The sequence below is a fragment of the Paraburkholderia sp. BR10937 genome, from assembly GCF_040965695.1.
Classification (GTDB): domain Bacteria; phylum Pseudomonadota; class Gammaproteobacteria; order Burkholderiales; family Burkholderiaceae; genus Paraburkholderia.
The window spans coordinates 61,287-88,221 of the sequence record NZ_JBFRCL010000001.1; the positions used below are offsets into that span (position 1 = coordinate 61,287).

Consider the following 26,935-nt stretch of genomic DNA (forward strand, 5'->3'; position numbering starts at 1 on the left):
CAGCGCGTTGTCGGTGCTCATCTGTTGCTCCATGCCCTCGAGTCGGCGCTCCAGCGCAGCGACGGTGTAGAAGTCATCGGCACGCAGCGGCTCCCAGGAGGGCTGCAGATGACTCCGGTTTTTCGAGGTAGTAGGCGAGCAGAGCATTATTGACGTTTCCCGAAGGTAGACGCTTCGATAAACAGTAGGTCACCCGCCAAAAAACGCAAATAAGAGAAAAGCCTGTAACCACGAGGGCTACAGGCTTGTTGTTTACACTCTAAAAAAGGTAACCTTCAGAACGGAATATCGTCGTCCATCTCGTCGAAGCCGCCGCCAGCCGGCGCGTTCGAACGGCCGCCACCGGTGCCGCCGCCAGCACCGCCACCGCTCGAACGCGGCGCGCCGCCGCCCGAAGCGCGGCCGCCACCACGCGGCGCGGACTGCTCACGGCTGTAGCCGCCGTCGTCGCCCATGTCGCTGCCCATCGAGGCGCCGCCGCTGCGGCCGCCCAGCATCTGCATCTGGTCGGCGACGATTTCCGTCGAGTAGCGGTCGGTGCCGTCCTGCGCTTGCCACTTGCGCGTGCGGATGCGGCCTTCGATATACACCGACGAACCCTTCTTCAGGTACTCCGAGACGATCTCGGCCAGGCGCCCGAAGAACGACACGCGGTGCCATTCGGTCATTTCCTTGAACTCGCCGGACGCCTTGTCCTTGTAGCGGTCGGTCGTGGCGAGGCGAATGTTCGCCACCGCGTCGCCGCTTGGCAGATAGCGCACTTCCGGATCGGCGCCGAGGTTGCCGACGAGGATCACCTTGTTCACGGATGCCATGAATTTCTCCTGTTTGATTCCGTTGCGAGGAGCGGCCGCGCGGTGCGCGCCGGCGAGCGCCTGATGTGTCATGCGCCTTCGCCGGTCGCGGACCGCCTCCGCGAATTGCGTTGCTGTGAACCGCTGGTTCTAACTCAGGCTCGCCCGGGTCAAGCCCGCGTGGCTTCTGCCCGCTTGGGCGGCGCCTTCATATTGGCCGCGATTATAAGCCAGCACAAGACGAGCCCCGAGCACGTGTAAAAGACGGCGCTCGCGCCTTCGTGCTTGAGGATCCATCCGCCCACCACGCCGCCGAGCGCGAGCCCGATCGACTGCGTGGTGTTGTACACGCCCGTGGCCGCGCCCTTGCGGTTGCCCGGCGCGAGCTTCGACACGAGCGAAGGCTGCGAAGCCTCCAGGATGTTGAAGCCCAGGAAGTACACGAACAGCACGGCCGACACGATGACAAGTGTATGCGCGAGCGAGCCGAGCAAAAGCTGGCCGATCAGGATAAGACCGATTGCAGAAACGAGCACGGCCTTCATCTTGCCCCGCTTCTCCGCGACGATGATGGCGGGCACCATCATGACGAACGCGAGGCCCATGACCGGCAGATAGATCATCCAGTGCGACGCGACCGGCAGGCCCGCGTCCACGAGCAGGCGCGGCACGACGAGAAAGAGCGCCGTCTGCGTGGCGTGCAGCACGAGCACGCCGAAGTTCAGGCGCAGCAGCTCCACGTTGTGCAACACCTCGGCGAACGGGGCGCGCACGTGCACGGGCTTGCTGGGCGCGTCGGGCACGACCCAGATCACCACGCCCACCGCGAGAATCGAGAACACCCCGACCAGCGCGAACAGGCCGCTCATGCCGACCCAATGGAACACGATCGGCGCGCCGACGATAGCGACGGCGAACGACATGCCGATCGAGCCGCCCACCATCGCCATGGCCTTGGTGCGGTGCTCCTCGGCCGTCAGGTCGGCGATGAACGCCAGCACGGCCGACGACACCGCGCCCATGCCCTGGATCACCCGCCCGACGATGATCCACACCATGTCGTGCGCGCCCGCCGCGACGAAGCTGCCGATCGCGAAGATGACGAGGCCGGTGGCAATGACGGGCTTTCTGCCCACCATGTCCGAAACCCAGCCGTAGAAAATATAGAGAAGCGACTGCGTGACGCCGTATGCGCCGAGCGCGATGCCGACCAGCAGCAGGTTGTCGCCGCCGGGAATGGTTTTCGCGTACACGGAAAACACCGGCATGATCATGAACAGACCGAGCATGCGCAGCGCGAAGATCGCCGCCAGCGAGACGGTCGCGCGCAACTCGGGCGCGCTCATGCGTGAAGATGTAGCGGGTGAATTGGAGGACATCGGAGCGTTATGTGTTCGGACCGCAAGTGCCCGCACGTTTGTTGACCGGGACGCCCCCTGACGCGCCTCTTTCGAGGCCCTTGCACTTGCCGCTCCGGGCCCTTTCAAAGACCGTCAGCAAGCCGTAACGGCGGTCTGGAAAAGTCGTTATAGTAGCAGGTTTGGTTTCCCTTTCTCCCGCAGGTTCATGGAACAGATCCGTATCCGTGGGGCCCGAACCCACAACCTGAAGAACGTCAATCTGGACCTGCCGCGCCACAAGCTCGTGGTGATCACCGGGCTTTCGGGCTCGGGCAAGTCCTCGCTGGCGTTCGACACGCTCTACGCGGAAGGCCAGCGCCGCTACGTGGAAAGCCTGTCAGCCTACGCGCGCCAGTTCCTGCAGCTCATGGAGAAGCCCGACGTCGACCTGATCGAGGGTCTGTCGCCGGCGATTTCCATCGAGCAGAAGGCCACGTCGCACAACCCGCGCTCGACTGTCGGCACCGTCACCGAGATCCACGACTACCTGCGGCTGCTTTACGCACGCATCGGCACGCCCTACTGCCCGGATCACGAGATTCCGCTGGAATCGCAAAGCGTCTCGCAGATGGTGGACGCCGCGCTCGCCCTGCCCGAAGAAACGAAGCTGATGATCCTCGCGCCCGTGATCGTGGACCGCAAGGGTGAGCACGCCGAGCTGTTCGACGACATGCAGGCGCAGGGTTTCGTGCGCTTTCGGGTGCGCTCGGGCGGCGGCACGGCCAACGAAGGGGAAGCGAAGATCTACGAGGTGGAGTCGCTGCCCAAGCTCAAGAAGAGCGAGCGCCACACCATCGACGTGGTGGTCGACCGCCTGAAGGTGCGCCCCGACATGAAGCAGCGCCTCGCGGAGTCGTTCGAAACCGCGTTGCGTCTCGCCGACGGCCGCGCCATCGCGCTCGAAATGGACACGAGCCGCGAGCACCTGTTCAGCTCGAAGTTCGCCTGCCCGATCTGCTCGTATTCGCTGCCGGAGCTGGAGCCGCGCCTCTTCTCGTTCAACAACCCGATGGGCGCATGCCCCGAGTGCGACGGTCTGGGCCAGATCACGTTCTTCGATCCGAAGCGCGTGGTCGCGCACCCGTCGCTGTCGCTCGCGGCGGGGGCCGTGAAGGGCTGGGACCGGCGCAACCAGTTCTACTTCCAGATGCTGCAGAGTCTCGCGGCGTTCTACGACTTCGACATCGACACCGCATTCGAAGACCTGCCCGAGAAAGTGCGCAAGATCCTGCTCTACGGCTCCGGCAAGCAGGAGATTCCGTTCTCGTACATCAACGAGCGCGGCCGCACTTCGGTGCGCGAGCACGTGTTTGAAGGGATCATCCCGAACCTCGAGCGCCGCTACCGCGAGACCGACTCGGCCGCCGTGCGCGAGGAGCTTTCGAAGTACCAGAACAACCAGGCCTGCCCGCACTGCGAAGGCACGCGCCTGCGCCGCGAAGCGCGCTTCGTGCGCATCGGCGCGGGCGAGGAGGCGCGTGCCATCTATGAAGTGAGCGGCTGGCCGCTGCGCGACACGCTCGGCTACTTCCAGACGCTGCACCTCGAAGGTGCAAAGCGCGAGATCGCCGACAAGGTGGTCAAGGAAATCGTCGCGCGCCTCATGTTCCTCAACAACGTCGGGCTCGACTATCTCTCGCTCGAGCGCAGCGCCGAGACGCTGTCCGGCGGCGAGGCGCAGCGCATCCGCCTCGCCTCGCAGATCGGCTCCGGCCTCACGGGCGTGATGTACGTGCTCGACGAGCCGTCCATCGGCCTGCACCAGCGCGACAACGACCGCCTCATCTCCACGCTCAAGCATCTGCGCGACCTCGGCAATTCGGTGATCGTCGTCGAGCACGACGAGGACATGATCCGCATGGCCGACTACGTGGTCGACATGGGTCCGGGCGCGGGCGAGCACGGCGGCATGGTGATTTCGCAAGGTACGCCAGGGGAAGTCGAACACGATCCGGCCTCGATGACGGGCCAGTACCTCTCGGGCGCGCGCCGCATCGACTATCCCGACGAGCGCATCGAGCCCGGCGAGCGCCGCCTGCGCATCGTCGAGGCGCACGGCAACAACCTCAAGCACGTCACGCTCGACCTGCCCGTCGGTCTTTTGACCTGCGTGACGGGCGTTTCGGGCTCGGGCAAATCCACGCTCATCAACGACACGCTGTATCACGCCGTGTCGCAGCATCTGTATGGATCGTCGGCGGAACCGGCGCCGTTCGAGGCGATCGAGGGCCTCGAGCACTTCGACAAGGTCATCAACGTGGACCAGTCGCCGATCGGGCGCACGCCGCGCTCGAACCCGGCCACCTACACGGGCCTCTTCACGCCCATCCGCGAACTGTTCGCGGGCGTGCCGGCCGCCAAGGAACGCGGCTACGAGTCGGGCCGCTTCTCGTTCAACGTGAAGGGCGGCCGCTGCGAAAGCTGCCAGGGCGACGGCGTGCTCAAGGTGGAAATGCACTTCCTGCCCGATGTGTACGTGCCCTGCGACGTCTGCCACGGCAAGCGCTACAACCGCGAGACGCTCGAGATTCAATACAAGGGCCGGAACATCAGCGAAGTGCTCGACATGACGGTGGAAGCCGCCTACGAGTTCTTCAAGGCGGTGCCGGTGGTGGCGCGCAAGCTGAAAACGCTGCTCGATGTCGGGCTGGGCTATATCCGCCTCGGCCAGTCGGCCACCACGCTCTCGGGCGGCGAGGCGCAGCGCGTGAAGCTTTCGCTCGAGCTTTCCAAGCGGGACACGGGCCGCACGCTGTATATACTCGACGAGCCGACCACGGGCCTGCACTTCCACGACATCGCGCTTTTGCTCGAAGTGATTCACCGGCTTCGAGATCAGGGCAACACGGTGGTCATCATCGAGCATAATCTCGATGTAATCAAAACCGCCGACTGGGTCGTGGACATGGGACCGGAAGGCGGCGCGGGCGGTGGGCAGATCGTGGCCCAGGGGACGCCCGAACAGGTGGCGAAGTCGAAGGCAAGCTTCACGGGCCGCTATCTCGCGCCGCTGCTCAAGCGCCAGATCGCCGCGCTGGACACGGCCTCGGGCAAGTAACCCGCCAGGCGCTCTGACAACCGGGCCGGAAATTTAGCAGTAGAAATAGCTGCAGCAACAACGGGTCGGGGGCGCGTGCGCCCCCGAAGTTTGGAGACGGAAAATACCCAACATGGTCAAGCGCAACGAAGCGACCGAAGATAAACAGGTGCGCGACCTGCGGCCACGCCCGGTCAGGCTCACGAGCGACATGAGCCTGCCGAAGCTTTCGGCAGTGGAAATCGGCAGCTATGTGGCCGCGCTCGCCGGCATGCTGGCGGTGCTGCACCTGAACCTGCTCGGCGCACTGCTCGCGGGTATGCTCGTCTTCCAGCTCGTGCATACCATTTCGCCGCTCATCGAGCGGCGCATGTCGAGCAGCCGCGCCCGCTGGCTCTCCGTGGTGCTGGTTTCCATCGTGATCGTGGGCGTGCTCACGGGGCTCACCGTGGGCGTCATCGAACAGTTCGAAAGCGACGTGCCGAGCGTGCAGAAGGTCATGGCGCAGATGATGACGTTCGTCGACCAGGCGCGCGGGCGCATTCCCGAGTCCATCGCCGCCTATCTGCCCGTGGACGTCGCCCAGATGAAGCTCAAGGCGCTCGCGCTCATGCACGAGCACGCCACCCAGCTCGGCCAGGGCGGCAAGAACGCTGCGCGCATCTTCGGGCATATCGTGATCGGCATGATCATCGGCGCGATCATCGCCATTGGCGCGCAGAAGAACGCCACGCGGCTGCCGCTTTCCACGGCGTTCGTCGCGCGCGTGTCGCGTTTCGCCGACGCGTTCCGCCGCATCGTGTTCGCGCAGGTGAAGATTTCCGCGATCAACACGGTGTTCACCGGCCTCTTCCTCCTGCTCGCGCTGCCGTTGTTTCACGCGCCGCTGCCGCTCGCGAAGATGCTGGTCGTGGTGACCTTCGTGGTGGGCCTGCTGCCCGTGATCGGCAACCTGATCTCGAACACGCTGATCGTCGCCATCGCGCTCACCGTGAGTCTGCCCGCGGCGGTCACCGCGCTCGTGTTTCTCATCCTGATCCACAAGCTCGAATACTTCCTGAACGCGCGCATCGTGGGCGGCCAGATCGAGGCGCGCACGTGGGAGCTGCTGGTAGCGATGCTCGTGATGGAAGCCGCGTTCGGCATTCAAGGCGTGATCGCCGCGCCGATTTTCTACGCGTATATCAAGCGCGAACTGATTTATCTGCGGCTCGTCTGAGCCGCTTTCGCCAGGGCCCGCGCGCGGACTTCAACGCCCGCGCGGCTCGCCGGACACGTCGGTCATGCCGTCGTGCCCCATGGCGTAGATCGCCACCTGCACGCGGCTCGTGAGATTGAGTTTGCGCAGAATGTTGCGCACGTGAATCTTCACCGTGCTCTCCGCCAGGTCGAGCGTACGCGCAATCTCCTTGTTGCTCGCGCCGCGCGCCAACTCGCGCACGATGTCGCGCTCGCGCGCCGTGAGCGTCTCCGCGCTCGCGCGCGCGGTGCCGGTCGTGCCGGTCGACTGCGCGGGCTTGCGCATCTGCTCCACGAGCTTCGCCGTCATGTGCTCGGTAATGACCGGTTGGCCGCTCGCGGCCTTGCGGATCGCCCTGACGAGCGCGTCGGCGTCGATGTTCTTGAGCAGGAAGCCGCGCGCGCCCTCGCGCATCGCGGCGGTGAGCTCGTCGGCTTCCTCGGAGACGGTGAGCATCACGACCGCCGTGTCCGGCAGGTCTTCCACCAGCAGTTGCAGCGTTTCGAGCCCCGAGAGGCCCGGCATGTTCAGGTCGAGCAGGATGACGTCGGGCAAATGCTGCTTCGCGCGCTTGACGCCTTCCACGCCGTCCGACGCCTCGCCGACCACCTCCAGGTCAGGCTGGCGCTGCAGGAGCGCGCTCACGCCCGAGCGAAAGAGCGTGTGGTCGTCGATGAGCAGAATGCGTATGGTCATGGGGATCGTTGTCTTGTCGCGATGTCTTCCGGTTCTGATCGTAACGCCGTCGGCCAGGTTCGTTGGCCGCATTCACGCGGCCATGCGGCTCGCGGCGGGCAGCACCAGTTCGACGCGTGCACCGCGGCCCGGCGCGCTCTGCAGCGTGAGCACGGCGGCAAGACGTCTCGCGCGCTCATGCATGATGTGAAAGCCCACGTGCGATTCGCCGCGCGAGGCGATATCGGCGGGATCGTAGCCCACGCCATCGTCTTCGACCGTGAGGCGGAAGTCACGCGCGTTCACGACACTCACCTGGACGTGCAGCGCCTCCGCATGCTTGCGCGCATTCGAGAGCGCCTCCTGCAGCACGAAGAGTACCTGCAGCTGCTGGTCAGGCGGCAGCGGCGGCCCGTCTTCGTCGCGATAGTCGAGCGTCAGCTCGGCGTCCGACTGGCGGCGAAAGCGCGCCACGGTGTCCTCCACGGCGAGGCGCAGCTTGCCCGGGCCGAGCTTCGTGCGGAAATTCAGCAGCAGTTCGCGCACGTCGTCATAGCTTTCCTCGACGCCGCCCGCGAGCAGCGGCACGATCTCGCGGATCTCGTCGAGGTCGCCCTGCTGCGCCGCCCCATCGAGCAGGTGTACTTGCATCTTCAGGAAGCTCAGCCCTTGCGCGATGCTGTCGTGCAGCCCCTGGGCGACGAGATTGCGCTCCTCGGACACGGCGAGCTGGCGCCCGAGCGCCACGAGCCGCCGGTTCATGAGCGCGACGCCCAGGTGGCGGCCGAGCGTCTGGAGCAGCTGGACGCCCGACGGCGGAATCTCCCGCTCGCGCCGAAAGTGCAGCGAAAACGTGCCGAGCGTTTCGTTCTGCGCGACGATGGCCGACACCGCGACGCTCACGAAACCCGCCTTCAGGCAGCGCTGCGTAAAAGCCCCGCTCAGGCCGCTTTCTCCGCTTTCTCCGCCGGCCGTGTGCGCGCCTTGCTGCGCCATCAGGCCGAATACGACCGGCGCCTCGGCCGTGGCGCCCCCGCACGCACAGTCCGCCGCCGGCATGCACTGCTCCGCGCGCGTGATCGTTTCAGGCATGCCTTCCGAGACGAGCAGATGCAGATTGCCGTCGTCGGGTGAAACGACGCGCACCGTGCCGCCGTCGGCGTCGAATTCGCGCATCACGCGCGTGAGGAAATCGTGGCACAGGCTTTCCGCCGGGCCCGGCGTGTTGAGAAACGCCGCCATCTCGTAGAGCGTGGCGAGTTCGCGGTTCTGCGCTGCCAGTTGCGCGGTCTTGGCGTCCACGCGCTCGGCGAGGTCCTGATAGAGCGCCTGCAGCTCCGCGACCATGCGGTTGAACCCTTGCGTGAGATGACCGAATTCGTCGTACGTTTCGACCGGCAAGCGCGTGTCGAACTCGCGCGCCTCGATGCGCGCGAGCCCTTCCTGCAAACGCTGCACGGGCGCCACGAACCACTGGTAGAGCAAATAGACGATCGCTAGCGTGCCCACACACGAAAGCGCCGCGAGCGCGACCTGCGAAATGCGCAGCCAGGCGGTCTTGCGCGCGTTCTCGCGCTCGATCAGGCTGACGAGCCGGTTCGCCTCGTCGACGAAGCCGGGCAACAGGCCGATGTACGTCGAGGGCTCGCCCCCGCTGCCCGCGAGGTCGCTCAGCGCAGCGGGCTTGAGCGCCTGGTTCCAGGCGGTCGCGACGCGATCGAACTGTGCGTGGATGCCGGCATCGGCGGGAAGAAAGAGCGGCCGCGCCGGATCGCCGTCGCGCAATTCGCGCAGCGTCTCGTCGAGCTGGCGCATCTGGGCGTCGACTTGCGAAGGCTTGCCGGTGCGGCCTTCCCACAGTGCGATCGCCACCGCGTTCGCGCGCATGCGCAGGCTGCCCGCGTCGTTGATCGCGGCCGCGCCGCCCTCGAGCTGCCAGGAAAGCCAGAGCGTGCCGCTGATCATCGCGAGCACGAGCGCGAGGGCGACCGTGGAAAGCACAACGATGCGCGTAGAGAGCCGCTTCGGGAACGGCGCTTCCTGCGCACCGGAAGATCCGGCTGAGGCGGTTGCGGAATCGGAAGACGGAGTCATGGCCGGGACCGGGAATCGGCTGCGCCGAAACGGCGGCGCCTATACCGACATTATCTGACGGAGCGCCCCCGATCGCGCCCTATGTCGCGGTCTGCATGGCCAACTGCGACACTATGCGTCAGACGCGTGACTCCCGGGCGAGTCACGGTGAACTATATTGCGCGCCACGTGGCCTGCGCACATCGTGAAAAAAGCGGGGAAGGCGAGCGTGCTCGCTCCCCGCGAAGAACGGCCATCCCCACGGCCGTCCAGAGGCAAACGATGGCCGCTAGCGGCTGCGCACGAGCTGCCAGGCACGCGAGAGATAGGTGATCGAGGCGAACCCGCTCCACACGTGGACGAGCCGCGTGAACGGGAAGATCACGAATAGCGTCATGCCCATGAAGAGGTGCATGCGGAAGATCAGCGGCGCGTCTGCCACGAAGCTTGCGGCGTCGCCGCGGAACGTAACGATGTGCTGCGCCCAGGTCATGAGCCGCACCATCATCGCGCCGTCCATGTGGCTAGCCGATTCGCCGATGGTGCCCAGCCCGAGCAGCAGCGTGACGAGCAGCCACAACAGCAGCACCTTGTCGCCCACGCGCGTCACGGCCGAAACGCGCGCGTTCGAAAGCCGCCGGTGCAGCAGGATCGCGAGGCCCACCAGACACATCGAGCCCATCACGCCGCCCGCGACCATCGCCACGAGCTGCTTGACCGCGTGCGGCACGCCGAGCCAGTCCCACACGGCGACGGGCGTGAGCAGACCGAACAGATGCCCGAAGAAAAGCCCGAGCACGCCGACGTGAAAGAGGATATTGCCAAGCCGCAAATGCCCGCGATAGAGCAGCTGCGAGCTGTCCGCCTTCCACGTGTACTGCTCGCGCTCGAAGCGTGCGAGGCTGCCGAACAGGAAGATGGCGGCGGCGATATACGGATAGATGCCGAACAAAAACTGATTGAACGTGTTCATGGCGATTCCTTTGCGCAGGCAGCCAGAGTGGTCGCAGTGGTCGCGGCAAACTGCGCTCGCGGGTGGAATTGAACGACCTGCGGCGAGTTGCTCGCGCCGAACGCGTGCACGAGCGGCTCCACGCCGTCCGCGCCGGTGCCGAAGCGTTCGAGCGCCTCGTCCATGTCGCGCACGGGCGCGCCCACGAGCGGCAGCGGTTCGACATCGGTCAGCTCGCACAGCACCGTGAAGATGCCCGCGTAGGGGCTTTCACTTTTCTCGAGCTGATTGCCGAGCGCCGCGAGTACGTGAATCGCCTCGCCGAGCAGCGCGCTCGCCTCTTCCTCGCCAATCAGGCCGAGCACTTCGAGAAAGAGCGGCACGTAGTCGGGCAACTCGCTCGTCGCGACGTCGAGGCCATGGTTGCGGTATTCGTCGAGCAGATCGACCATCGCCTGGCCGCGTGCGCGGCTCTCGCCGTGCACGTGCTCGAACAAATGCAGCGAGTGGCGCGGATTGCGGTCGAACGTGGCCACGTACGTCTCCTGCGACTCGACGAGCGACTGCTCGCGCAGCGCCGCGATGAGCGGCGCCAGTTCGCGCACCGCGAATGTGCCGTTCGGCAGGGCTTCGAGCGCGGCTTCGATCTCGTCGAGCGCGTCGAGCAAGGGCTGCTCGGGATAATCGAGCAGCGCAGAGAGAACCGGATAAATCGACATGATGGCGTCCTCCCGCTCAAGCTTCAGACGGCGTTTTGCGACGCGACTTCGGCATATCGACATACACCACGCTGCCTTCGACCTTCGAGCCGAACAGCGAGCCTTCGGAAACGCCGCCCGAACACCCGTTGCCGAACGAGAAGCCGCAACTGCCCTTCTCGTTGAACGAGTCCTCGACCATTTCCTTGTGCGACGACGGCACGACGAAGCGGTCCTCGTAGTTCGCGATCGCCATGGTGCGGTACATGTCCTCGACCTGTTCGGGTGTGAGGCCCGCGCGCGCGAGAACCGCGTTGTCGTTCACGCCGTCCACGGCCTGGGTGCGCTTGTAGGCGCGCATCGCCAGCATGCGGTTGAGCGCCGAAATCACGGGCTTTTCGTCGCCGGCGGTGAGCAGGTTGGCGAGATAGCGCATGGGAATGCGCAGGCTCGCCACGTCGGGAATCACGCCGTCCATGCCGATATGGCCCGCGTCCGCGGCCGACTGGATCGGCGAAAGCGGCGGCACGTACCAGACCATCGGCAGCGTGCGATACTCGGGGTGCAGCGGGAACGCGATCTTCCACTCGACCGCCATGCGGTACACGGGCGAGCGCACGGCAGCGTCGAGCCAGCTCTGCGGCACGCCCTGGCGGCGCGCCTCGGCCTGGATGGCGGGATCGTGCGGATCGAGGAACACATCGAGCTGCGACTGATACAGATCCTGCGTCGATTCGACCGAGGCCGCCTCGCTGATGCGGTCCGCATCGTAAAGCATCACACCGAGATAACGGATGCGGCCCACGCACGTTTCCGAGCAGACTGTCGGCTGCCCCGCCTCGATGCGCGGATAGCAGAAGATGCACTTCTCGGCCTTGCCGCTCTTCCAGTTGAAGTACATCTTCTTGTACGGGCAGCCCGAGATGCACATGCGCCAGCCGCGGCACTTGTCCTGGTCGACGAGCACGATGCCGTCGTCTTCGCGCTTGTACACCGAGCCCGAGGGGCACGACGCCACGCACGCGGGATTCAGGCAGTGCTCGCACAGGCGCGGCAGATACATCATGAAGGTGTTCTCGAAGGTCGAGTACATCTCCTTCTGCACGTTCTCGAACAGCTTGTCGCGGCTGCGCGAGGCGAACTCGCCGCCCAGATCGTCTTCCCAGTTAGGACCCCAACGGATCTTGTCCATCTTCTTGCCGGTGATGACGGACACGGGGCGCGCGGTGGGCGGCGTCTGCGAGAGGCGCGCCTTCTGCAGATGCTCGTAGTCGTACGTGAACGGCTCGTAGTAGTCGTCGATGCCGGGCAGGTTCGGGTTGGCGAACAGGTTGGCCAGCACCTTGAGCTTCGGGCCCTGGCGCGGCTCGATCTTGCCGTTCGGGTTACGCACCCAGCCGCCGTTCCACTTTTCCTGGTTCTCCCATTCCTTCGGATAGCCGATGCCGGGCTTCGTCTCGACGTTGTTGAACCATGCGTACTCGACGCCATCGCGCGACGTCCACACGTTCTTGCACGTGACGGAGCACGTATGGCAGCCGATGCACTTGTCGAGGTTCAGGACCATCGCCACCTGGGCGCGGATTTTCATGATGCTGCTCCTTCCTTCATCGGGCCTTCCAGCCACTCGACCTTTTTCATCTTGCGCACGATCACGTACTCGTCGCGATTGCTGCCGACGGTGCCGTAGTAGTTGAAGCCATACGCGAGTTGCGCGTAGCCGCCGATCATGTGCGTGGGCTTGAGCACCGTGCGCGTGACCGAGTTGTGAATGCCGCCGCGCATGCCGCTCGTTTCCGCGCCCGGCACATTGATGATCTTTTCCTGTGCGTGATACATGAGGCACATGCCGCGCGGCACGCGCTGGCTCACCACGACGCGCGCCGTGAGCGTGCCGTTCACGTTGAACACTTCGACCCAGTCGTTGTCGACGAGCCCCGCTTCCTTCGCCTCGGCTTCCGAGACCCAGACGTGCGGGCCGCCACGCGAAAGCGTGAGCATGCGCAGGTTGTCCGTGTACGTGGAGTGGATGCCCCACTTCTGGTGCGGCGTGATCCAGTTCAGCACGAGTTCGTGCTCGCCGTTGGGTTTCGCGCCGAGCATCGGCGAGGTCGTCTTCGTGTCGATGGCGGGCTTGTAGTTGCAGAGGCCCTCGCCGAAGTCGAGCATCCAGCGGTGATCCTGATAGAACTGCTGACGGCCCGTGAGCGTGCGCCAGGGGATCAGCTCGTGCACATTCGTATAGCCGGCGTTGTAGCTCACCTCTTCCGATTCGAGCCCCGACCACGTGGGCGCGGAGATGATCTTGCGCGGCTGCGCCTGCACGTCGCGAAAGCGGATCTTGTCGTGCTCGCGGCCTTCGGCCAGATGCGTGTGATCGCGGCCCGTGATCTTCGAGAGCGCGTCCCACGCCTTCACCGCTACGTGGCCGTTGGTTTCCGGCGCGAAGGTGAGGATCATCTCGGCGGCGTCGATAGCCGTTTCCAGCCGCGGGCGTCCCTCGGCCACGCCGCGGTTCTGCTGGATGCCCGTGAGCTGTGCGAACTCGCCCACCTCGTGCACGGTGTTCCAGTTGATGCCCTTGCCGCCGTTGCCCAGCTTTTCGAGCAGCGGCCCAACGGAGGTGAACTTGTTGTAGATCTCGCGATAGTCGCGCTCGACGAGCGTCATCGAAGGCGCGGTCTTGCCCGGGATCAGATCGCATTCGCCAAGACGCCAGTCCTTCGGCTCGAACGCCTGGCCGAGTTCGCCCGGCGTGTCATGCATGAGCGGCGTGCACACGAGGTCCGTGCGCGTGCCCAGATGCGCGCCGCCGATCTCCGAAAACTTCTTCGCGATGGCCTTGTAGATCTCCCAGTCGGTCTTGCTCTCCCACAACGGCTGCACCGCCTCCGAAAGCGGATGGATGAACGGGTGCATGTCCGACGTGTTGAGGTCGTCCTTCTCGTACCACGTGGCCGAGGGCAGCACGATGTCGCCGTACAGGCACGTGGTGCTCATGCGGAAGTCGAGCACCGTGAGCAGGTCGAGCTTGCCTTCGGCCGCTTCGCGCACGTTCACTTCGGAAGGCCTGATCGCGTCGGCTTCGTCGCCGAACAGCGCGTTCTGCGTGCCGAGCAGGTACTTGAGGAAGTACTCGTGACCCTTGCCCGAGCTGCCCAGGATGTTCGAGCGCCACACGAACATGTTGCGCGGGAAGTTCGCAGGGTTGTCGGGGTCGTCGCAGGCGAAGTTCAATGCGCCCGACTTCAGCTGATCGACGGTGTACTGCACCGGCGGCACGCCCGCGCGCTGCGCAGCGTCCACGACGTCGAGCGGATTGGCGCCCAGTTGAGGCGCCGAAGGCAGCCAGCCCATGCGCTCGGACTTCGCGTTGAGGTCGAGCATCGACAGGTTCTTGTAGCGTTCGCGGTCCGCGCCCGGGCCGAGGATCTCGTCGAGGCTGACCTTCTCATGGCGCCACTGGCTCGTGTGGTTGTAGAAGAACGACGTACCGTTCATCTGGCGCGGCGGGCGCGACCAGTCGAGCGCGAACGCGAGCGGCGCCCAGCCGAATTGCGGACGCAGCTTTTCCTGGCCCACGTAGTGCGCCCAGCCACCGCCGCTCTGGCCGATACAGCCGCACATCATCAGCAGATTGATGATGCCGCGGTAGATCATGTCGTTGTGGTACCAGTGATTGAGGGCCGCGCCGACGATCACCATGCTCTTGCCGCGCGTGCGGTCGGCATTGTCGGCAAACTCGCGCGCCACCTGGATCACGAGCTTGCGCGGCACCGTGGTGTGCTTCTCCTGCCATGCGGGCGTACAGGGGACGTCGTCGTCATACGACGACGCGACGTTCGGGCCGCCAAGCCCCTGGTCGACGCCGTAGTTGGCCATCTGCAGGTCGTAGACGGTGGCGACCAGCACGCTCGTGCCGTCCGCCAGCGCCACGCGCTTCACGGGCACGCGGCGCGCGAGCAGCGCGCCATGTTCGCCGCCGAAGTACGGGAAGCCCACCTCGACCACTACGTCATGCTTGTCGATGAGCGACAACAGTGGATCGATTTCGCGGCCGCTGCCGCCGTCCTTCATTTCGAGGTTCCAGCGGCCCACCTTCTTGCCGCCGTCGTGCTCGCCTTCGCCCCAGCGGAAACCGATCGAGCCGTTCGGCGCGACGATGTCGCCCGTAGTCGAATCGATCGCGAGCGTCTTCCACTGCGGGTTGTTCGCTTCGTCGAGATTCGCGGCGAGTTGCGACGCGCGCAGGAACTGGTCCGGCACGAGCGAGCCATCGCGCTTCGCGAGCGTGACGAGCATCGGCATGTCGGTGTACTGCTTCACGTAGTCGCGGAAGTACGCGGACTTCGCCGTTGCGTGAAACTCCTTGAGCACCACGTGGCCCATCGCGAGCGCGAGCGCCGCGTCGGTGCCCTGCTTCGGCGCGAGCCAGATATCGCCGAACTTCACCATCTCGCCGAAGTCGGACGACACCGCCACCGTCTTCGTGCCCTTGTAGCGGACCTCGGTGTAGAAGTGGGCGTCGGGCGTGCGCGTTTGCGGCACGTTCGAGCCCCACACCATGAGATACGTGGAGTTGTACCAGTCGGCCGATTCGGGCACGTCGGTCTGCTCGCCCCACACCTGCGGCGAGGAAGGCGGCAAGTCGCAATACCAGTCGTAGAACGACAGACACGCCCCGCCGATCAGGCTCAGGTAACGCGCGCCCGCGGCGTACGAGACCATCGACATTGCCGGAATGGGCGAGAAGCCCATTACGCGATCGGGACCGTACTTGCCGATGGTGTAGGCGTTGGCCGCCGCGATCATCTCGGTGGCGGTGTCCCACCCGGCGCGCACGAAGCCGCCCTGGCCGCGCGCGCGCTTGTAGTGCGCCGCCTTCTTCGGGTCCTCGACGATCGAAGCCCATGCCTTGACCGGGTCGAGCGTCTTGCGCGCCTCGCGCCACATTTCGATCAGGCGCCCGCGGATCATCGGGTACTTCACGCGCTGCGCCGAATACACGTACCAGCTATACGATGCGCCACGCGGGCAGCCACGCGGTTCGTGATTGGGCAGGTCAGCGCGCGTGCGTGGATAGTCGGTCTGTTGCGTTTCCCACGTGATCAGGCCGTTCTTCACGTAAACCTTCCACGAGCACGAGCCCGTGCAGTTCACGCCGTGGGTCGAGCGCACGATCTTGTCGTGCTGCCAGCGGCTGCGATAGCCGTCTTCCCACTTGCGGTCCTCGTTCATTACCGCGCCGTGACCCTTCGAAAACGTCGACTTCACGCGCGACATGAACTTCAACCGGTCCAGAAAATAACTCATCAGGTTCTCCGGGACTGCTGCTGGAATCGATCGATCACGCCTGTCGCCGCCCGCTTGCGTGGCACGCCTGGCGACAGGCAGCCGTATCGTTCCGAGTATGGCGGGCAGGCGCGTGCCTGCCCATTCATCAACGGGAGAGTTCGCACTACTCCCAAAGGACTAGTTCGCTTCAGCAAGGTGTGGATGCGTTGCGGCGCGCGTAGAAGAACCACGTCACCACCGCGCACACCACATAAAAGCCGATGAAGCACACGAGCGCGCCGACCGGTGAGCCGGTCATTTCGAGCGACGAGCCAAAGCTCTTCGGAATGAAGAAGCCGCCGTACGCGCCCATTGCGCCCGCGAAGCCGAGCACCGCCGCCGACTCCTTGCCCGCTTCGGCGAGCGCGCTGCGCTGCACGTCATCACCGTTGCCCTTCGCGGCGCGTTGATGGTGCGTCAGGAAGATCACGGGAATCATGCGGAAGGTCGAACCGTTGCCGATGCCGGTGAGCGCGAACAGCACGACGAACATCGCGAGGAAGCCGGCGAAGCTGCCCTGTGCGCCGCCCAGCGCGCCGCCCGGCAGGAACGCAATCACGCCCATCACCGCGACGATCATCGCGAGGAAGGTCCAGAGCGTGACGCGCGCGCCGCCGAGCTTGTCCGAGATCCAGCCGCCGACGGGGCGCGTGAGTGCGCCGGCGAGCGGCCCGAGGAAAGCCCATGCAGTCGGGTTGATGGCGGGAAACTCCGCCTTCGTGAGCAGCGCGAGGCCGGCCGAGAAGCCGATGAACGAGCCGAACGTGCCGACATAGAGAAAACACATGATCCAGTTGTGCGCGCGGCGGAAGATCACGGCCTGCTCGCGGAACGAGGCCTTCGCATCGGCGATGTCGTTCATGCCGAACCACGCGGCGAACGAAGAGACGACGATGAGCGGAATCCACACGAAGCCCGCGTTCTGCAGCCAGATGCTGTGTTCGACGCCGTCCTTCACCCAGGTCTGGCCGTCGCCGAGCAGGCCGGCGAACACGGCCGTCGAGATGACGATCGGCGTGACGAACTGCACGAGCGAGACGCCGAGGTTGCCGATGCCCGCATTGAGGCCGGTGGCGAAACCCTTGCGCGCCTTCGGAAAGAAGAAGCTGATGTTCGCCATCGACGAGCTGAAGTTCGCCCCGCCAAGACCGCACAGCAGGGCGAGCACGAGCAGCGTCGTATACGAGGTGGACGGATCGCGCAGCGCGAAGCCCATGCCGAAGGCCGGGATCAGCAGGCTCGCCGTGGAGATCGCCGTGAAGCGGCGGCCGCCGAAAATCGGCACGAGGAACGAATAGAAGATGCGCAGCGTGGCGCCCGAAAGCGCAGGCAGCGCCGTGAGCCAGAAGAGTTCGTTCTTGGTGAAGTGAAAGCCGCCCTTGTCGAGATTGACGACCGTGACGCTCCACAGCGACCACACCACGAACGCCAGCATCAGCGCGGGAATCGAAATCCACAGGTTACGGGTGGCGATCTGCTCGCCGGAAGCCTGCCAGAACCGGGTGTTCTCGGGCTCCCATTGGGTCAGGAGATACTTGGACATGATTGTGCTCGTTCAGTAGGCGCCGCACATGCGGCGCGAGTTGGATCATTCGGAGTACGTGGTTTCCTGCGGCGCCGGCGTCGCGGCGCGAACCTTGCGCGCAAGCTTCGCGCTGCCGTGGGCGAGCGCTTCGGGGCGGAACGAGAAGTGCATGAACAGCAGGCTCACGAGGGTGGCGCCGAACATCAGCATGAAGCAGGTGGTGCGCACGCCCGTGAGGTCGACGAGCAGGCCGAACAGGATCGGCAGCACGAAGCCCGCGAGACCGCCCGCCAGCCCCACGACGCCGGAGACGGCGCCGATGTTGTCGGTGTACTCGTCGCCGATGAACTTGAAGACCGAGGCCTTGCCCACCGCCATCGCAATGCCGACGACGAACATCAGCACCGTGTAGAACACCGGTCCCGTGCTGATATGCAGACCGAGCGGGCCATGCGCGCTGTGGATCGTGAAGTCGGTCGGCGGGTAGCTCAACAGGAAGAAGCACGCGAGCGCGACCCACATCACGGCCCACGTCGTGCGATAGGCTCCGTAGCGGTCGGAGAGCCAGCCGCCTACCGCACGCAGCACGCCGCCGGGCAGCGAGAAACACGCGGCGAGAAACGCGGCATGCTCGATATCGAAGCCGTACTGGTTCACGTAGTACTGCGGCATCCACAGCGACAGGCCGACATAGCCGCCGAACACCACCGAGTAGTACTGCGCATAGCGCAGCACGCGCGGGTCGGCGAGCACGCGCAGCTGGTCCGCTACGCTCTCCTTGCCGGGCACGCGGTGCGCCGGGTTGCTCGCGGAGAACATCCAGAACAGCAGCGCGGTCGCGAGCATCGCGACGGCGTAGACCTTCGGTACGATGGTCCACGTGCCGGCCGCGACGATCAGCACCGGCGCCACGAACTTGTTGAGCGCGGCGCCCGAATTGCCCGCGCCGAAGATGCCCATGGCGAGACCCTGGCGCGACTTCGGGAACCAGCGCGCGACATAGGGCGTGCCGACCGAGAACGATGCGCCGGCGAACCCCACGAACAGGCCGAGCGTGAGGAATTGCCAAAGTTGCGTCGCGTACGAGACGAGCCAGATCGGCACGACGGTCACGAGCATGGTGATGAAGAAGACGATGCGCCCGCCGAAGCGGTCGGTCCAGATGCCGAGCGGAACGCGGGCGAGCGAGCCCGTGAGCACGGGCATCGCGGCAATCAGGCCGAACTCGGTATCGGTGAGGTGAAGCTGTTTTTTGAGCGGAATGCCGAGGATCGCGAACATCATCCAGACGGCAAAGCAGATCGTGAACGCAAAGGTACTCGAACCCAGCACGCGCCAGGCACGGCTATCGGCTACGGGTTCCGCCTGCGGGGATAGGGCGGCTTTCATGAATTTCCCTCTTGTCGTTTAGTTGACGTGACAAGAGTAGGAAAGACGAAAGGTGCGGACTATTCTCCGCAGGGAGTGCGTGACGATGCGCCACTAGAACTTAAGGAGTAGTACCGCGGGAGCGAGTTGGCGCAGAAGAAAAATCGCATGCATGCGAACGCGCCGGAGAGCAATAAGAATAGTTCGAAAAGCCGTAGCGTGTCATGAAACACGCTACGGCATGGTGTCGCACGTGACCAATCAATGATCAGCGGAACACGACCGTCTTGTGCCCGTTGAGCACGATGCGATGCTCCACGTGCCACTTCACCGCGCGCGCGAGCGTCACGCACTCCACGTCACGGCCAATGGCGGTGAGCTGGTCCGGCGTCATGTTGTGATCCACGCGTTCGACTTCCTGCTCGATGATCGGGCCTTCGTCGAGATCGGACGTCACATAGTGCGCCGTCGCGCCGATCAGTTTCACGCCACGATCGAACGCCTGGTAGTACGGCTTCGCGCCCTTGAAGCTCGGCAGGAACGAATGATGGATGTTGATCGCGCGGCCTTCGAGCGACTTGCAGAGCTGCGGCGAGAGGATCTGCATGTAGCGTGCGAGCACCACGAGATCGGCGCCTTCGCGGTTCACCACTTCGAGCACGCGTGCTTCCTGCGCGGCCTTGTCGGCCTCGGTGCCGCCGAGCAGCGGGAAGTGATGGAACGGAACGTTGTAGCTCGCGGCGAGCTGATAGAAGTCCTTGTGATTCGAGATGATCGCCGGAATCTCGATAGGCAGCTGGCCGGTGCGATAGCGGAACAACAGGTCGTTCAGGCAATGGCCGATCTTCGAGACCATGATGACGACGCGCGGCTTCACGTTCGCGTCATGCATCTCCCAGCGCATGCCGAACTCCTGCGCGAGCGGCTCGAACGCGCTGCGCAGGCCGTCGAGGCCCGGGTCGCCGCCCACTTGCTGGAAGTGCACGCGCATGAAGAACTCGCCCGTGTGGCTGTCGCCGAACTGGGCCGAGTCGAGGATATTGCTGCCGCGCTCGAACAGAAAGCCGGACACGGCATGCACGATGCCAGGCCGGTCGGCGCACGACAGTTTGAGGATGAAGCTGTGATCGGTCGACATGACCTTGGTAACTCCCGTCAATACTTTGGTGTTTCTAAAAGGGCTTTGGGGCTTTGCTAAAAGAACCGGCGCCCTTTCACAGCGTCGGCGGTTCGAAGATCGCGGCAATGCCCTCGCACGCGTCTTCGTCGATCCATTGGCGGCGCAACAGGCAGTCGAGCGTCGCGAGGCTCGCGTCCACCGTCATCTCGCCCTCCTCGATCCAGCGCGCGGCTTCGTCGATGCGCGCGAGGCGATGCTCGCCCACTTCGCCGTCCTGGTTGTGCGGCACGAAGTCGGCCGGGAGCACGAGATCGTAGATGAAGATCTGCTCGGCCTGCGTGCCTTCCGGCAGCGACTGCAGCACGTGCACGGTGCGGCCCGCGCGCGCCTCGCGCGCCAGCTCCTCGGCAATGCCCGCCTCTTCCCAGCATTCCTTCACGAGCGTGGCCTCGATGCCGAGGCCCCAGCCGATGCCGCCCGCCACGACGTTGTCCAGCATGCCGGGGTCGGTGGCCTTGGTGTCGCTGCGCCGCGCGATCCACAATTGCGGCGCGCCGGGCGCACCTACGCCGGCCGCACCGGAATCTGCGTATTCTACGACGCCGTTCAGATGCACCGCGTACGTCATCGTGCCGAAAAAGCGCGAGGCCGCGCGCTCGATAAAGGCGAGCGGCGGCGCATCGAAGGCGTTGCGGATCGCGTAGGTTTCGTTGCGCCAGCCCGGAATGTGCCCTTCCGCCGCGAGCGCGCCGATCACCGAGCCGAGCGCCGCGCTGCGCGTCGTGACGTTGTCGAAGTGCGGGGCGAGCGTCACGCGCGCGATGTGCGCATCGCCGTCGATTTCGAACACGTCGGGCCAGCGCGCGAGCAGCGCCACGTCGTTCTCGCGTATCCAGCCCACGCGCTCGTCGCCGATATGAAACGGCCGATGGGCGCCGGCATCGAAGCGCCGCGCGTCGGTAATGCAAGGCAAGGTCATCGATCAGGACTCCGTAGATCAGTCACGCAAGGCGACGCGAATGCCGATGGCGATGAAGGTGACACCGGCGAGGCGGTCGAGCCACACGCCCGCGCGCGGGCGGCGCTTCAGCCAGCCGCCGATCGTCCCCGCGCACAGCCCGAAGAGGGAGAACACCACGACCGTCTGCGCCATGAACACGAGACCGAGCTCGAGCATCTGCAGCGTGACGGGCTGCGCGCCATGCGGGTCGACGAACTGCGGCAGGAACACGACGAAGAACAGCGTCACCTTCGGGTTCATGATGTTGCCGAGCACGCTCTGGCGAAAGATCGCGGAGAGCGGCTGGCGCGGCTTGTCGCCGGCGGCGGCGAGGCCCTGGCTGCGCAGCGCCTTCACGCCGATCCACACGAGATACGCGGCGCCGGCGAGCTTGAGGATCTGGAACGCGAGCGGCGAAGAGCGCAGCACGGCGGCCACGCCGAGTGCCGCGAGCGTGGTGTGGAACGTCACGCCCGCGGCGAAACCGAGCGCGGCCACGAGACCGGCGGCGCGACCCTGCGAAATGCCGCGCGCGAGCACCTGGAGATTGTCGGGACCGGGCGCGAACGTGATGGCGATGGAGGTGGCGAGAAAGAGCGCGAAATTCGGCATGAGATCGACTCGTGACGGTGGGCGTTCGGGTTGTTTCAGTGGCCGCCGAAGGCGGTCACGGTGAAGAGCGGCAGGCCGGCATCGGTGAGCAGCTTCGAGCCGCCCAGATCCGGCAGGTCGATGATCGCGGCGCCCTCCACCACGCTCGCGCCGAGGCGTTCGAGCAGCAGCTTGCCGGCCATCATGGTGCCGCCGGTGGCGATCAGGTCGTCGACGATCACGACGCGGTCGCCCTTGCCGCAGGCGTCCTCGTGAATCTCGACGGTCGCTTCGCCGTATTCGAGCTTGTAGGTCTCGGAAACCGTCTTGTACGGCAGCTTGCCGATCTTGCGGATCGGAATGAAGCCCACGTTCAGCTCGTACGCGACGATCGGCCCGATGATGAAGCCGCGCGCATCGAGCCCTGCCACGTAGTCGAGCTTCGCATCGACATAGCGCTCGACGAACAGGTCGATCAGCACCCGCAGGCCCTTCGGATGGCCGATGAGCGGCGTGATATCGCGGAACTGCACTCCCGGCGCAGGCCAGTCGGGCACCGTGCGAATCAGGCTTTTCACGAACTGGGCGGCTTCGGCGCTCGGGTTCGCAGGTGCGTTGGACATGATTTCTCCGGGTAGTGGCTAGATAAAGAACGGCAGAGTGTTTTGAACGGGGCGCGAACCTTTGGCGCGGTCTCGCGATTGCGCCGACGACGGCGTATCAGGCCGCCGCCGCACCCGCGCCCGCCGCACCGGGCTTGCGATGCCGCGAAAGCCGCTCCTCGGCCTGCGCGAGCTGCTCGGGCAGACCGCGCAGCACGACGATGTCGGCCTCGCGCAGCCTGGTCGATGGGTCCGGTTCCACGCCGCGAATACCGTGGCGGCGGATCGCCGTCACCTCGACGCCGAGCTCGTACAGGCCCAGCTCGGCGAGCGTGCGGCCCACGGCGTCGGCGCGCTCGTCGACCGGTACGGATTGTAGCCGCACCTGCTCGTGACCGTCCTCGCCCACATCGTCGGTGCCGTGGAAGTAGCCGCGCAGGAGGCTGTAGCGCTCGTCGCGCAGTTCCTCCACGCGGCGCACCACGCGCCGCATCGGCACGCCCATCAGCACCAGCATGTGCGAGGCGAGCATCAGGCTGCCTTCCACGATCTCCGGAATCACCTCGGTCGCGCCCGCGGCGAGCAGGCGTTCGAGATCGGCGTCGTCCACCGTGCGCACGATCACGGGCAAGGTGGGCTCCAGCTCGTGAATGTGATGGAGCACGCGAAACGCCGATTGCGTATTGGCATACGTGATCGCCACCGCGGCCGCGCGGTGGATGCCCGCCGCGACGAGCGACTCGCGCCGCGCGGCGTCGCCGAACACCACCGATTCGCCTGCCGCCGCGGCCGCCGCCACGCGGTCGGGGTCGAGGTCGAGCGCGACGTACGAAAGGCCTTCGTATTCGAGCATGCGCGCGAGGTTCTGCCCCGCGCGGCCGTAGCCGCACACGATCACATGGCCGCTTTGCTTGATGCTTTGCGTGGCGATGCGCGTCATCATCAGCGACTGCTGCATCCATTCCGTCGAGGAGAGGCGCAGCACGATGCGGTCGGCGTTCTGGATCAGGAACGGCGCGGCGAGCATCGACAGCAGCATGGCCGCGAGGATCGCCTGGAGCAGCGTGGCGTCGACCAGATGCTTGTCGAGAATGAGGTTCAGCAGCACGAAGCCGAATTCGCCCGCCTGCGCGAGGCCGAGACCCGTGCGCATGGCCACGCCCGGCGAAGCACCGAAGATGCGCGTGAGCGCGGTGATGAGCACGGCCTTGAGCACGACCGGCCCGAGGAAGAACGCCGCCACCATGATGGGGTGCTGCCAGATCACGTGCGGGTTGAGCAGCATGCCCGTGGTCACGAAGAAAAGGCCGAGCAGCACGTCGCGAAACGGCTTGATGTCCTCTTCCACCTGGTGCTTGTACGGCGTTTCGGCGATCAGCATGCCCGCAATGAAGGCGCCGAGCGCGAGCGAGAGGCCGAACTTGTCGGTGATGAACGCGGCGCCCAGCGTGACAAGCAGCACGTTGAGCACGAACAGCTCCTGCGAGCGGCGGCGCGCGACCACGGTGAACCAGCGCGTCATGAACTTCTGCCCGACGATGAGCAGAATGCCGAGCGCGAGCACGATCTTCACGGCCGCCGTGCCGAGCGACTCGACGAGCGACGCCGACGAGCCGCCGAACGCCGCGATCACGATCAGAAGCGGCACCACGGCCAGATCCTGGAACAGCAGCACGCCGAGAATGTTGCGGCCATGCTCCGATTCGATCTCGAGCCGCTCGGAAAGCATCTTGCTGACGATGGCCGTCGACGACATGGCGAGCGCTCCGCCCAGCGCCACGCAGGCCTGCCACGTGATATGCACCCACGGCTCCAGCACGAGCCCGAGCAGGAGCGCCACCACGATCGTGCCCAGCACCTGCGAAAGCCCGAGGCCGAACACGGCGTGGCGCATGGCGCGCAGCTTCGAGAGCGAGAACTCGAGGCCGATGGAGAACATCAGGAACACGACGCCGAACTCGGCCAGGTTCTGCGCGCCATGCGTGTCCGGCACGATGCCGAGCGAGCGCGGGCCGACCAGGATGCCCACCGTGAGGTAGCCGAGCATCGGCGGCAGATTCAGATAACGAAACAGCACGACGCCAACTACCGAGGCGAGCAGCAGGAACAGCGTCATTTCCAGCGGGGAGATCATCGTGTGAAGCGTCCTCGTTCGTCTGCGTCGTTACGGGCGATGCAAATTCTGCCCCGCGCCGTGTCAATCATCGACGCAGGGGCGGCTAGGGCCTGTTTACATTAACAACGGGCTAATTGGGAAGGGCTACGGAGAAACGGCTGGGCAAGCCAGGCGGCTCGCGCACGGGTTTTGGGCGCTGGGGGCGCTGGCGCGGCGCGCAGACGCCTTTGCTATACTCCGCGGATGATAGCGAAAATCAATGGCGACCGGGCGCTGAAGCTCGCTCGCAACGTGCTCGACATCGAAGCGGACGCCGTGCGCGGGCTTCGCGACCGGCTCGACGACAACTTCGTCGGCGCGGTCGACCTCATCCTCAGCTGCCGCGGACGCGTGGTCGTTTCCGGCATCGGCAAATCGGGCCATATTGCCCGCAAGCTCGCGGCCACCCTGGCCTCCACTGGCACCCCCGCGTTCTTCGTGCATCCGGCGGAAGCGAGCCACGGCGACCTCGGCATGGTCACCGCCGACGACGTCTTCATCGGCCTGTCGAATTCCGGCGAATCCGAAGAACTCGTGGCGATCCTGCCGCTCGTCAAGCGCATTGGCGCGAAGCTCATCGGCATGACGGGCAATCGCCCGCAGTCGACGCTCGGCCAGCTCTCCGACGTGCATCTGGACGCCGGCGTGGAGAAGGAGGCCTGCCCGCTGAACCTCGCGCCCACCGCCAGCACGACGGCGGCGCTCGCGCTCTCCGACGCGCTCGCGGTCGCCGTGCTCGACGCACGCGGCTTCGGCGCCGACGACTTCGCGCGCTCGCATCCGGGCGGCGCGCTCGGCCGGCGCCTGCTCACCTACGTGCGCGACGTAATGCGCACGGGCGACGAAATTCCGAAGGTGCGCGACAACGTGACCGTGCGCGACGCCCTCTTCCAGCTCACGGCCAAGCGCATGGGCATGACGGCGGTCGTCAACGCCGACGACCACGTGCAGGGCATCTTCACGGATGGCGACCTGCGCCGTGTGCTCGAGCGCGTGGGCGATTTCCGCGACCTGCCGATCGCGCAGGTCATGACGAAAGGCCCGCGCACGATCGGCCCGGACCAACTTGCCGTCGAAGCTGTGGAACTGATGGAGCGCCATCGCATCAATCAGATGCTGGTCGTCGATGCCGAGGGCACGCTGATCGGCGCCCTCAACATGCACGACCTGTTCTCCAAGAAGGTGATCTGATGGCTACCCCACTCGACGCAACCGCGCGCGCCGCGCGTGTGCGCTTGATGATTTTCGACATCGACGGTGTGCTCACCGACGGTGGCCTGCTCTTCACCGGCGCGGGCGACACGATGAAGGCGTTCAACTCGCTCGACGGCCACGGCGCGAAGCTCCTGCGCGAAGCCGGCATCGACACGGCCATCATCACCGGGCGCCGTTCGGAGATCGTCGCCGTGCGCGCGAAGGAACTGAAGATCACGCATCTGTGGCAAGGCGTGGAAGACAAGCGCGTCGCGTTTGCCGAGCTGCTCTCGCAAACGGGCATTGCGCCCGAAGCGTGCGGCTACATGGGCGATGACTGGCCTGACCTCGGCGTGATGCTCCAGTGCGGGTTCGCGGCCGCGCCCGCGAACGCCCACCCGGACGTGCTCTCGCGCGCCCACTGGGTGTCCGACAAGGTGGGCGGCCACGGCGCCGTGCGCGAAGTCACCGACCTGATCCTGCGCGCGCAGAACCGCTACGACGCCCTGCTCGCCGCGGCCTGCGCGCCGCTCGCCGGGATGCCGCGATGAACCACCAGAAGTTCCGCCTCACCTCGCTCGTGCCGCTCGTGTGCGTCGCCGCGCTCGCCGGTTTCACGTGGTGGCTGCTGCAGGCCGTCCAGCCGCGCGAGAAGGAGGCGGCGCCGCGTCCGCTCACGCATACGCCCGACTATTTCGCCGACAACTTCTCGGTGTCCGAGCTCGACCAGTCGGGCGCCACGCAGTACCGGCTCACGGCCACGCACATGGTTCACTACGAGGACGACGAGAACAGCGACCTCACGAACCCGGCCGTGCGCGCGTTCCAGCCCGGCAAGCCGATCGTCACGGCCACCGGGCTGCGCGGCACGGTCAACGCCGACGCCTCGATCGTCAATCTGTACGACAACGCGCGCATTCTGCGCGCGGCCGGCGCCGGCGACCCCGAAATGCAGGCTGATTCCGAGCATTTCAAAGTGCTCGTGAACGACGATGTGATCCTGACCGAAAAGCCGGTTAAACTTCGACGCGGCCAGTCGGTCATGACGGCCACCAGCGGCATGAACTACAACAATGTCTCCCGGGTCATCCAGCTCTTCGGCAACGTCCGTGGAGCCATCGCCCCGGCAGACTCCGGCGGCTCGTCCTGAACGCCGGGCCGTCCACGCAAGGCACGA

Annotated in this window: 20 protein-coding genes; 5 read left to right on the forward strand and 15 right to left on the reverse strand. The window is 65.6% G+C overall.

Going from position 1 to position 26,935, the window contains the following annotated elements; genetic code table 11:
* Nucleotides 1-275: 275 nt before the first annotated feature.
* Nucleotides 276-815, reverse strand: coding sequence for a single-stranded DNA-binding protein (locus AB4Y44_RS00285; protein ID WP_342919431.1), 540 nt, complete (start codon nucleotides 813-815; stop codon nucleotides 276-278).
* A gap of 149 nt (nucleotides 816-964) precedes the next feature.
* Nucleotides 965-2,140 carry an MFS transporter gene (locus AB4Y44_RS00290; protein ID WP_342919586.1) on the reverse strand — a complete coding sequence of 392 codons (1,176 nt, stop codon included), beginning with the start codon at nucleotides 2,138-2,140 and terminating at the stop codon, nucleotides 965-967.
* A 220-nt stretch (nucleotides 2,141-2,360) separates the two neighbouring features.
* Here AB4Y44_RS00290 and uvrA point away from each other — a divergent pair, with 220 nt between their 5' ends.
* Nucleotides 2,361-5,252, forward strand: a complete 2,892-nt coding sequence (gene uvrA / locus AB4Y44_RS00295; protein ID WP_342919432.1) for an excinuclease ABC subunit UvrA — start codon at nucleotides 2,361-2,363, stop codon at nucleotides 5,250-5,252.
* A gap of 112 nt (nucleotides 5,253-5,364) precedes the next feature.
* Nucleotides 5,365-6,450, forward strand: coding sequence for an AI-2E family transporter (locus AB4Y44_RS00300; RefSeq protein WP_342919433.1), 1,086 nt, complete (start codon nucleotides 5,365-5,367; stop codon nucleotides 6,448-6,450).
* Nucleotides 6,451-6,480: 30 nt separating this feature from the next.
* Here AB4Y44_RS00300 and AB4Y44_RS00305 read toward each other — a convergent pair whose 3' ends face one another.
* From AB4Y44_RS00305 to AB4Y44_RS00365, 13 genes are all read right to left on the reverse strand, one after another.
* Nucleotides 6,481-7,167 (reverse strand): response regulator, encoded by a 687-nt coding sequence (locus AB4Y44_RS00305; RefSeq protein WP_368698400.1) that lies wholly within the window; start codon nucleotides 7,165-7,167, stop codon nucleotides 6,481-6,483.
* 72 nt (nucleotides 7,168-7,239) lie between these two features.
* On the reverse strand, nucleotides 7,240-9,240 hold the full coding sequence (locus AB4Y44_RS00310; RefSeq protein WP_368698401.1) for a type IV pili methyl-accepting chemotaxis transducer N-terminal domain-containing protein: 2,001 nt from the start codon (nucleotides 9,238-9,240) through the stop codon (nucleotides 7,240-7,242).
* Nucleotides 9,241-9,508: 268 nt separating this feature from the next.
* Nucleotides 9,509-10,192, reverse strand: a complete 684-nt coding sequence (gene narI, locus AB4Y44_RS00315) for a respiratory nitrate reductase subunit gamma (protein ID WP_368698402.1) — start codon at nucleotides 10,190-10,192, stop codon at nucleotides 9,509-9,511.
* On the reverse strand, nucleotides 10,189-10,890 hold the full coding sequence (narJ, locus tag AB4Y44_RS00320) for a nitrate reductase molybdenum cofactor assembly chaperone (protein WP_368698403.1): 702 nt from the start codon (nucleotides 10,888-10,890) through the stop codon (nucleotides 10,189-10,191). The genes narI and narJ overlap by 4 nt, the downstream gene beginning before the upstream one ends.
* Nucleotides 10,891-10,906: 16 nt before the next feature.
* Nucleotides 10,907-12,460, reverse strand: a complete 1,554-nt coding sequence (narH, locus tag AB4Y44_RS00325) for a nitrate reductase subunit beta (RefSeq protein WP_368698404.1) — start codon at nucleotides 12,458-12,460, stop codon at nucleotides 10,907-10,909.
* On the reverse strand, nucleotides 12,457-16,182 hold the full coding sequence (locus tag AB4Y44_RS00330) for a nitrate reductase subunit alpha (protein WP_368698405.1): 3,726 nt from the start codon (nucleotides 16,180-16,182) through the stop codon (nucleotides 12,457-12,459). Before AB4Y44_RS00330 ends, narH begins: the two co-directional genes overlap by 4 nt.
* A gap of 169 nt (nucleotides 16,183-16,351) precedes the next feature.
* Nucleotides 16,352-17,746, reverse strand: a complete 1,395-nt coding sequence (locus tag AB4Y44_RS00335; protein ID WP_368698406.1) for a NarK family nitrate/nitrite MFS transporter — start codon at nucleotides 17,744-17,746, stop codon at nucleotides 16,352-16,354.
* A 45-nt stretch (nucleotides 17,747-17,791) separates the two neighbouring features.
* The gene (locus AB4Y44_RS00340; protein ID WP_368698407.1) at nucleotides 17,792-19,117 is read right to left on the reverse strand and encodes a nitrate/nitrite transporter; all 1,326 of its coding nucleotides are present in this window, start codon (nucleotides 19,115-19,117) and stop codon (nucleotides 17,792-17,794) included.
* A gap of 247 nt (nucleotides 19,118-19,364) precedes the next feature.
* Entirely contained in the window at nucleotides 19,365-20,234 is an 870-nt protein-coding gene (purU, locus tag AB4Y44_RS00345; protein WP_342919435.1) for a formyltetrahydrofolate deformylase, read from the reverse strand.
* Nucleotides 20,235-20,310: 76 nt separating this feature from the next.
* Nucleotides 20,311-21,195: a DUF4743 domain-containing protein gene (locus AB4Y44_RS00350; RefSeq protein ID WP_368698408.1), complete on the reverse strand. Its 885-nt coding sequence runs from the start codon at nucleotides 21,193-21,195 to the stop codon at nucleotides 20,311-20,313.
* Between the two features lie 18 nt (nucleotides 21,196-21,213).
* Nucleotides 21,214-21,828, reverse strand: a complete 615-nt coding sequence (locus AB4Y44_RS00355) for a LysE family translocator (protein WP_342919437.1) — start codon at nucleotides 21,826-21,828, stop codon at nucleotides 21,214-21,216.
* Between the two features lie 35 nt (nucleotides 21,829-21,863).
* Nucleotides 21,864-22,430: an adenine phosphoribosyltransferase gene (locus tag AB4Y44_RS00360; RefSeq protein WP_342919438.1), complete on the reverse strand. Its 567-nt coding sequence runs from the start codon at nucleotides 22,428-22,430 to the stop codon at nucleotides 21,864-21,866.
* 97 nt (nucleotides 22,431-22,527) lie between these two features.
* Nucleotides 22,528-24,543: a cation:proton antiporter gene (locus AB4Y44_RS00365; protein WP_342919439.1), complete on the reverse strand. Its 2,016-nt coding sequence runs from the start codon at nucleotides 24,541-24,543 to the stop codon at nucleotides 22,528-22,530.
* A 225-nt stretch (nucleotides 24,544-24,768) separates the two neighbouring features.
* Here AB4Y44_RS00365 and kdsD point away from each other — a divergent pair, with 225 nt between their 5' ends.
* Genes kdsD through lptC form a run of 3 tightly spaced genes read left to right on the forward strand, consistent with a single transcriptional unit; the run spans nucleotide 24,769 to nucleotide 26,908 of the window.
* Complete coding sequence (gene kdsD / locus AB4Y44_RS00370) at nucleotides 24,769-25,755, forward strand: arabinose 5-phosphate isomerase KdsD (RefSeq protein ID WP_342919440.1); 987 nt, start codon at nucleotides 24,769-24,771, stop codon at nucleotides 25,753-25,755.
* Complete coding sequence (locus AB4Y44_RS00375) at nucleotides 25,755-26,309, forward strand: HAD family hydrolase (protein WP_342919441.1); 555 nt, start codon at nucleotides 25,755-25,757, stop codon at nucleotides 26,307-26,309. The genes kdsD and AB4Y44_RS00375 overlap by 1 nt, the downstream gene beginning before the upstream one ends.
* Nucleotides 26,306-26,908: an LPS export ABC transporter periplasmic protein LptC gene (gene lptC / locus AB4Y44_RS00380; RefSeq protein ID WP_321923231.1), complete on the forward strand. Its 603-nt coding sequence runs from the start codon at nucleotides 26,306-26,308 to the stop codon at nucleotides 26,906-26,908. Before AB4Y44_RS00375 ends, lptC begins: the two co-directional genes overlap by 4 nt.
* Nucleotides 26,909-26,935: the final 27 nt, after the last annotated feature.

Coding starts and splice junctions, on each gene's coding strand:
- AB4Y44_RS00285 (WP_342919431.1), bottom strand. CDS start 815: ATGGCATCCGTGAACAAGGTGATCCTCGTCGGCAACCTCGGCGCCGAT.
- AB4Y44_RS00290 (WP_342919586.1), bottom strand. CDS start 2,140: ATGAGCGCGCCCGAGTTGCGCGCGACCGTCTCGCTGGCGGCGATCTTC.
- uvrA (WP_342919432.1), top strand. CDS start 2,361: ATGGAACAGATCCGTATCCGTGGGGCCCGAACCCACAACCTGAAGAAC.
- AB4Y44_RS00300 (WP_342919433.1), top strand. CDS start 5,365: ATGGTCAAGCGCAACGAAGCGACCGAAGATAAACAGGTGCGCGACCTG.
- AB4Y44_RS00305 (WP_368698400.1), bottom strand. CDS start 7,167: ATGACCATACGCATTCTGCTCATCGACGACCACACGCTCTTTCGCTCG.
- AB4Y44_RS00310 (WP_368698401.1), bottom strand. CDS start 9,240: ATGACTCCGTCTTCCGATTCCGCAACCGCCTCAGCCGGATCTTCCGGT.
- narI (WP_368698402.1), bottom strand. CDS start 10,192: ATGAACACGTTCAATCAGTTTTTGTTCGGCATCTATCCGTATATCGCC.
- narJ (WP_368698403.1), bottom strand. CDS start 10,890: ATGTCGATTTATCCGGTTCTCTCTGCGCTGCTCGATTATCCCGAGCAG.
- narH (WP_368698404.1), bottom strand. CDS start 12,460: ATGAAAATCCGCGCCCAGGTGGCGATGGTCCTGAACCTCGACAAGTGC.
- AB4Y44_RS00330 (WP_368698405.1), bottom strand. CDS start 16,182: ATGAGTTATTTTCTGGACCGGTTGAAGTTCATGTCGCGCGTGAAGTCG.
- AB4Y44_RS00335 (WP_368698406.1), bottom strand. CDS start 17,746: ATGTCCAAGTATCTCCTGACCCAATGGGAGCCCGAGAACACCCGGTTC.
- AB4Y44_RS00340 (WP_368698407.1), bottom strand. CDS start 19,117: ATGAAAGCCGCCCTATCCCCGCAGGCGGAACCCGTAGCCGATAGCCGT.
- purU (WP_342919435.1), bottom strand. CDS start 20,234: ATGTCGACCGATCACAGCTTCATCCTCAAACTGTCGTGCGCCGACCGG.
- AB4Y44_RS00350 (WP_368698408.1), bottom strand. CDS start 21,195: ATGACCTTGCCTTGCATTACCGACGCGCGGCGCTTCGATGCCGGCGCC.
- AB4Y44_RS00355 (WP_342919437.1), bottom strand. CDS start 21,828: ATGCCGAATTTCGCGCTCTTTCTCGCCACCTCCATCGCCATCACGTTC.
- AB4Y44_RS00360 (WP_342919438.1), bottom strand. CDS start 22,430: ATGTCCAACGCACCTGCGAACCCGAGCGCCGAAGCCGCCCAGTTCGTG.
- AB4Y44_RS00365 (WP_342919439.1), bottom strand. CDS start 24,543: ATGATCTCCCCGCTGGAAATGACGCTGTTCCTGCTGCTCGCCTCGGTA.
- kdsD (WP_342919440.1), top strand. CDS start 24,769: ATGATAGCGAAAATCAATGGCGACCGGGCGCTGAAGCTCGCTCGCAAC.
- AB4Y44_RS00375 (WP_342919441.1), top strand. CDS start 25,755: ATGGCTACCCCACTCGACGCAACCGCGCGCGCCGCGCGTGTGCGCTTG.
- lptC (WP_321923231.1), top strand. CDS start 26,306: ATGAACCACCAGAAGTTCCGCCTCACCTCGCTCGTGCCGCTCGTGTGC.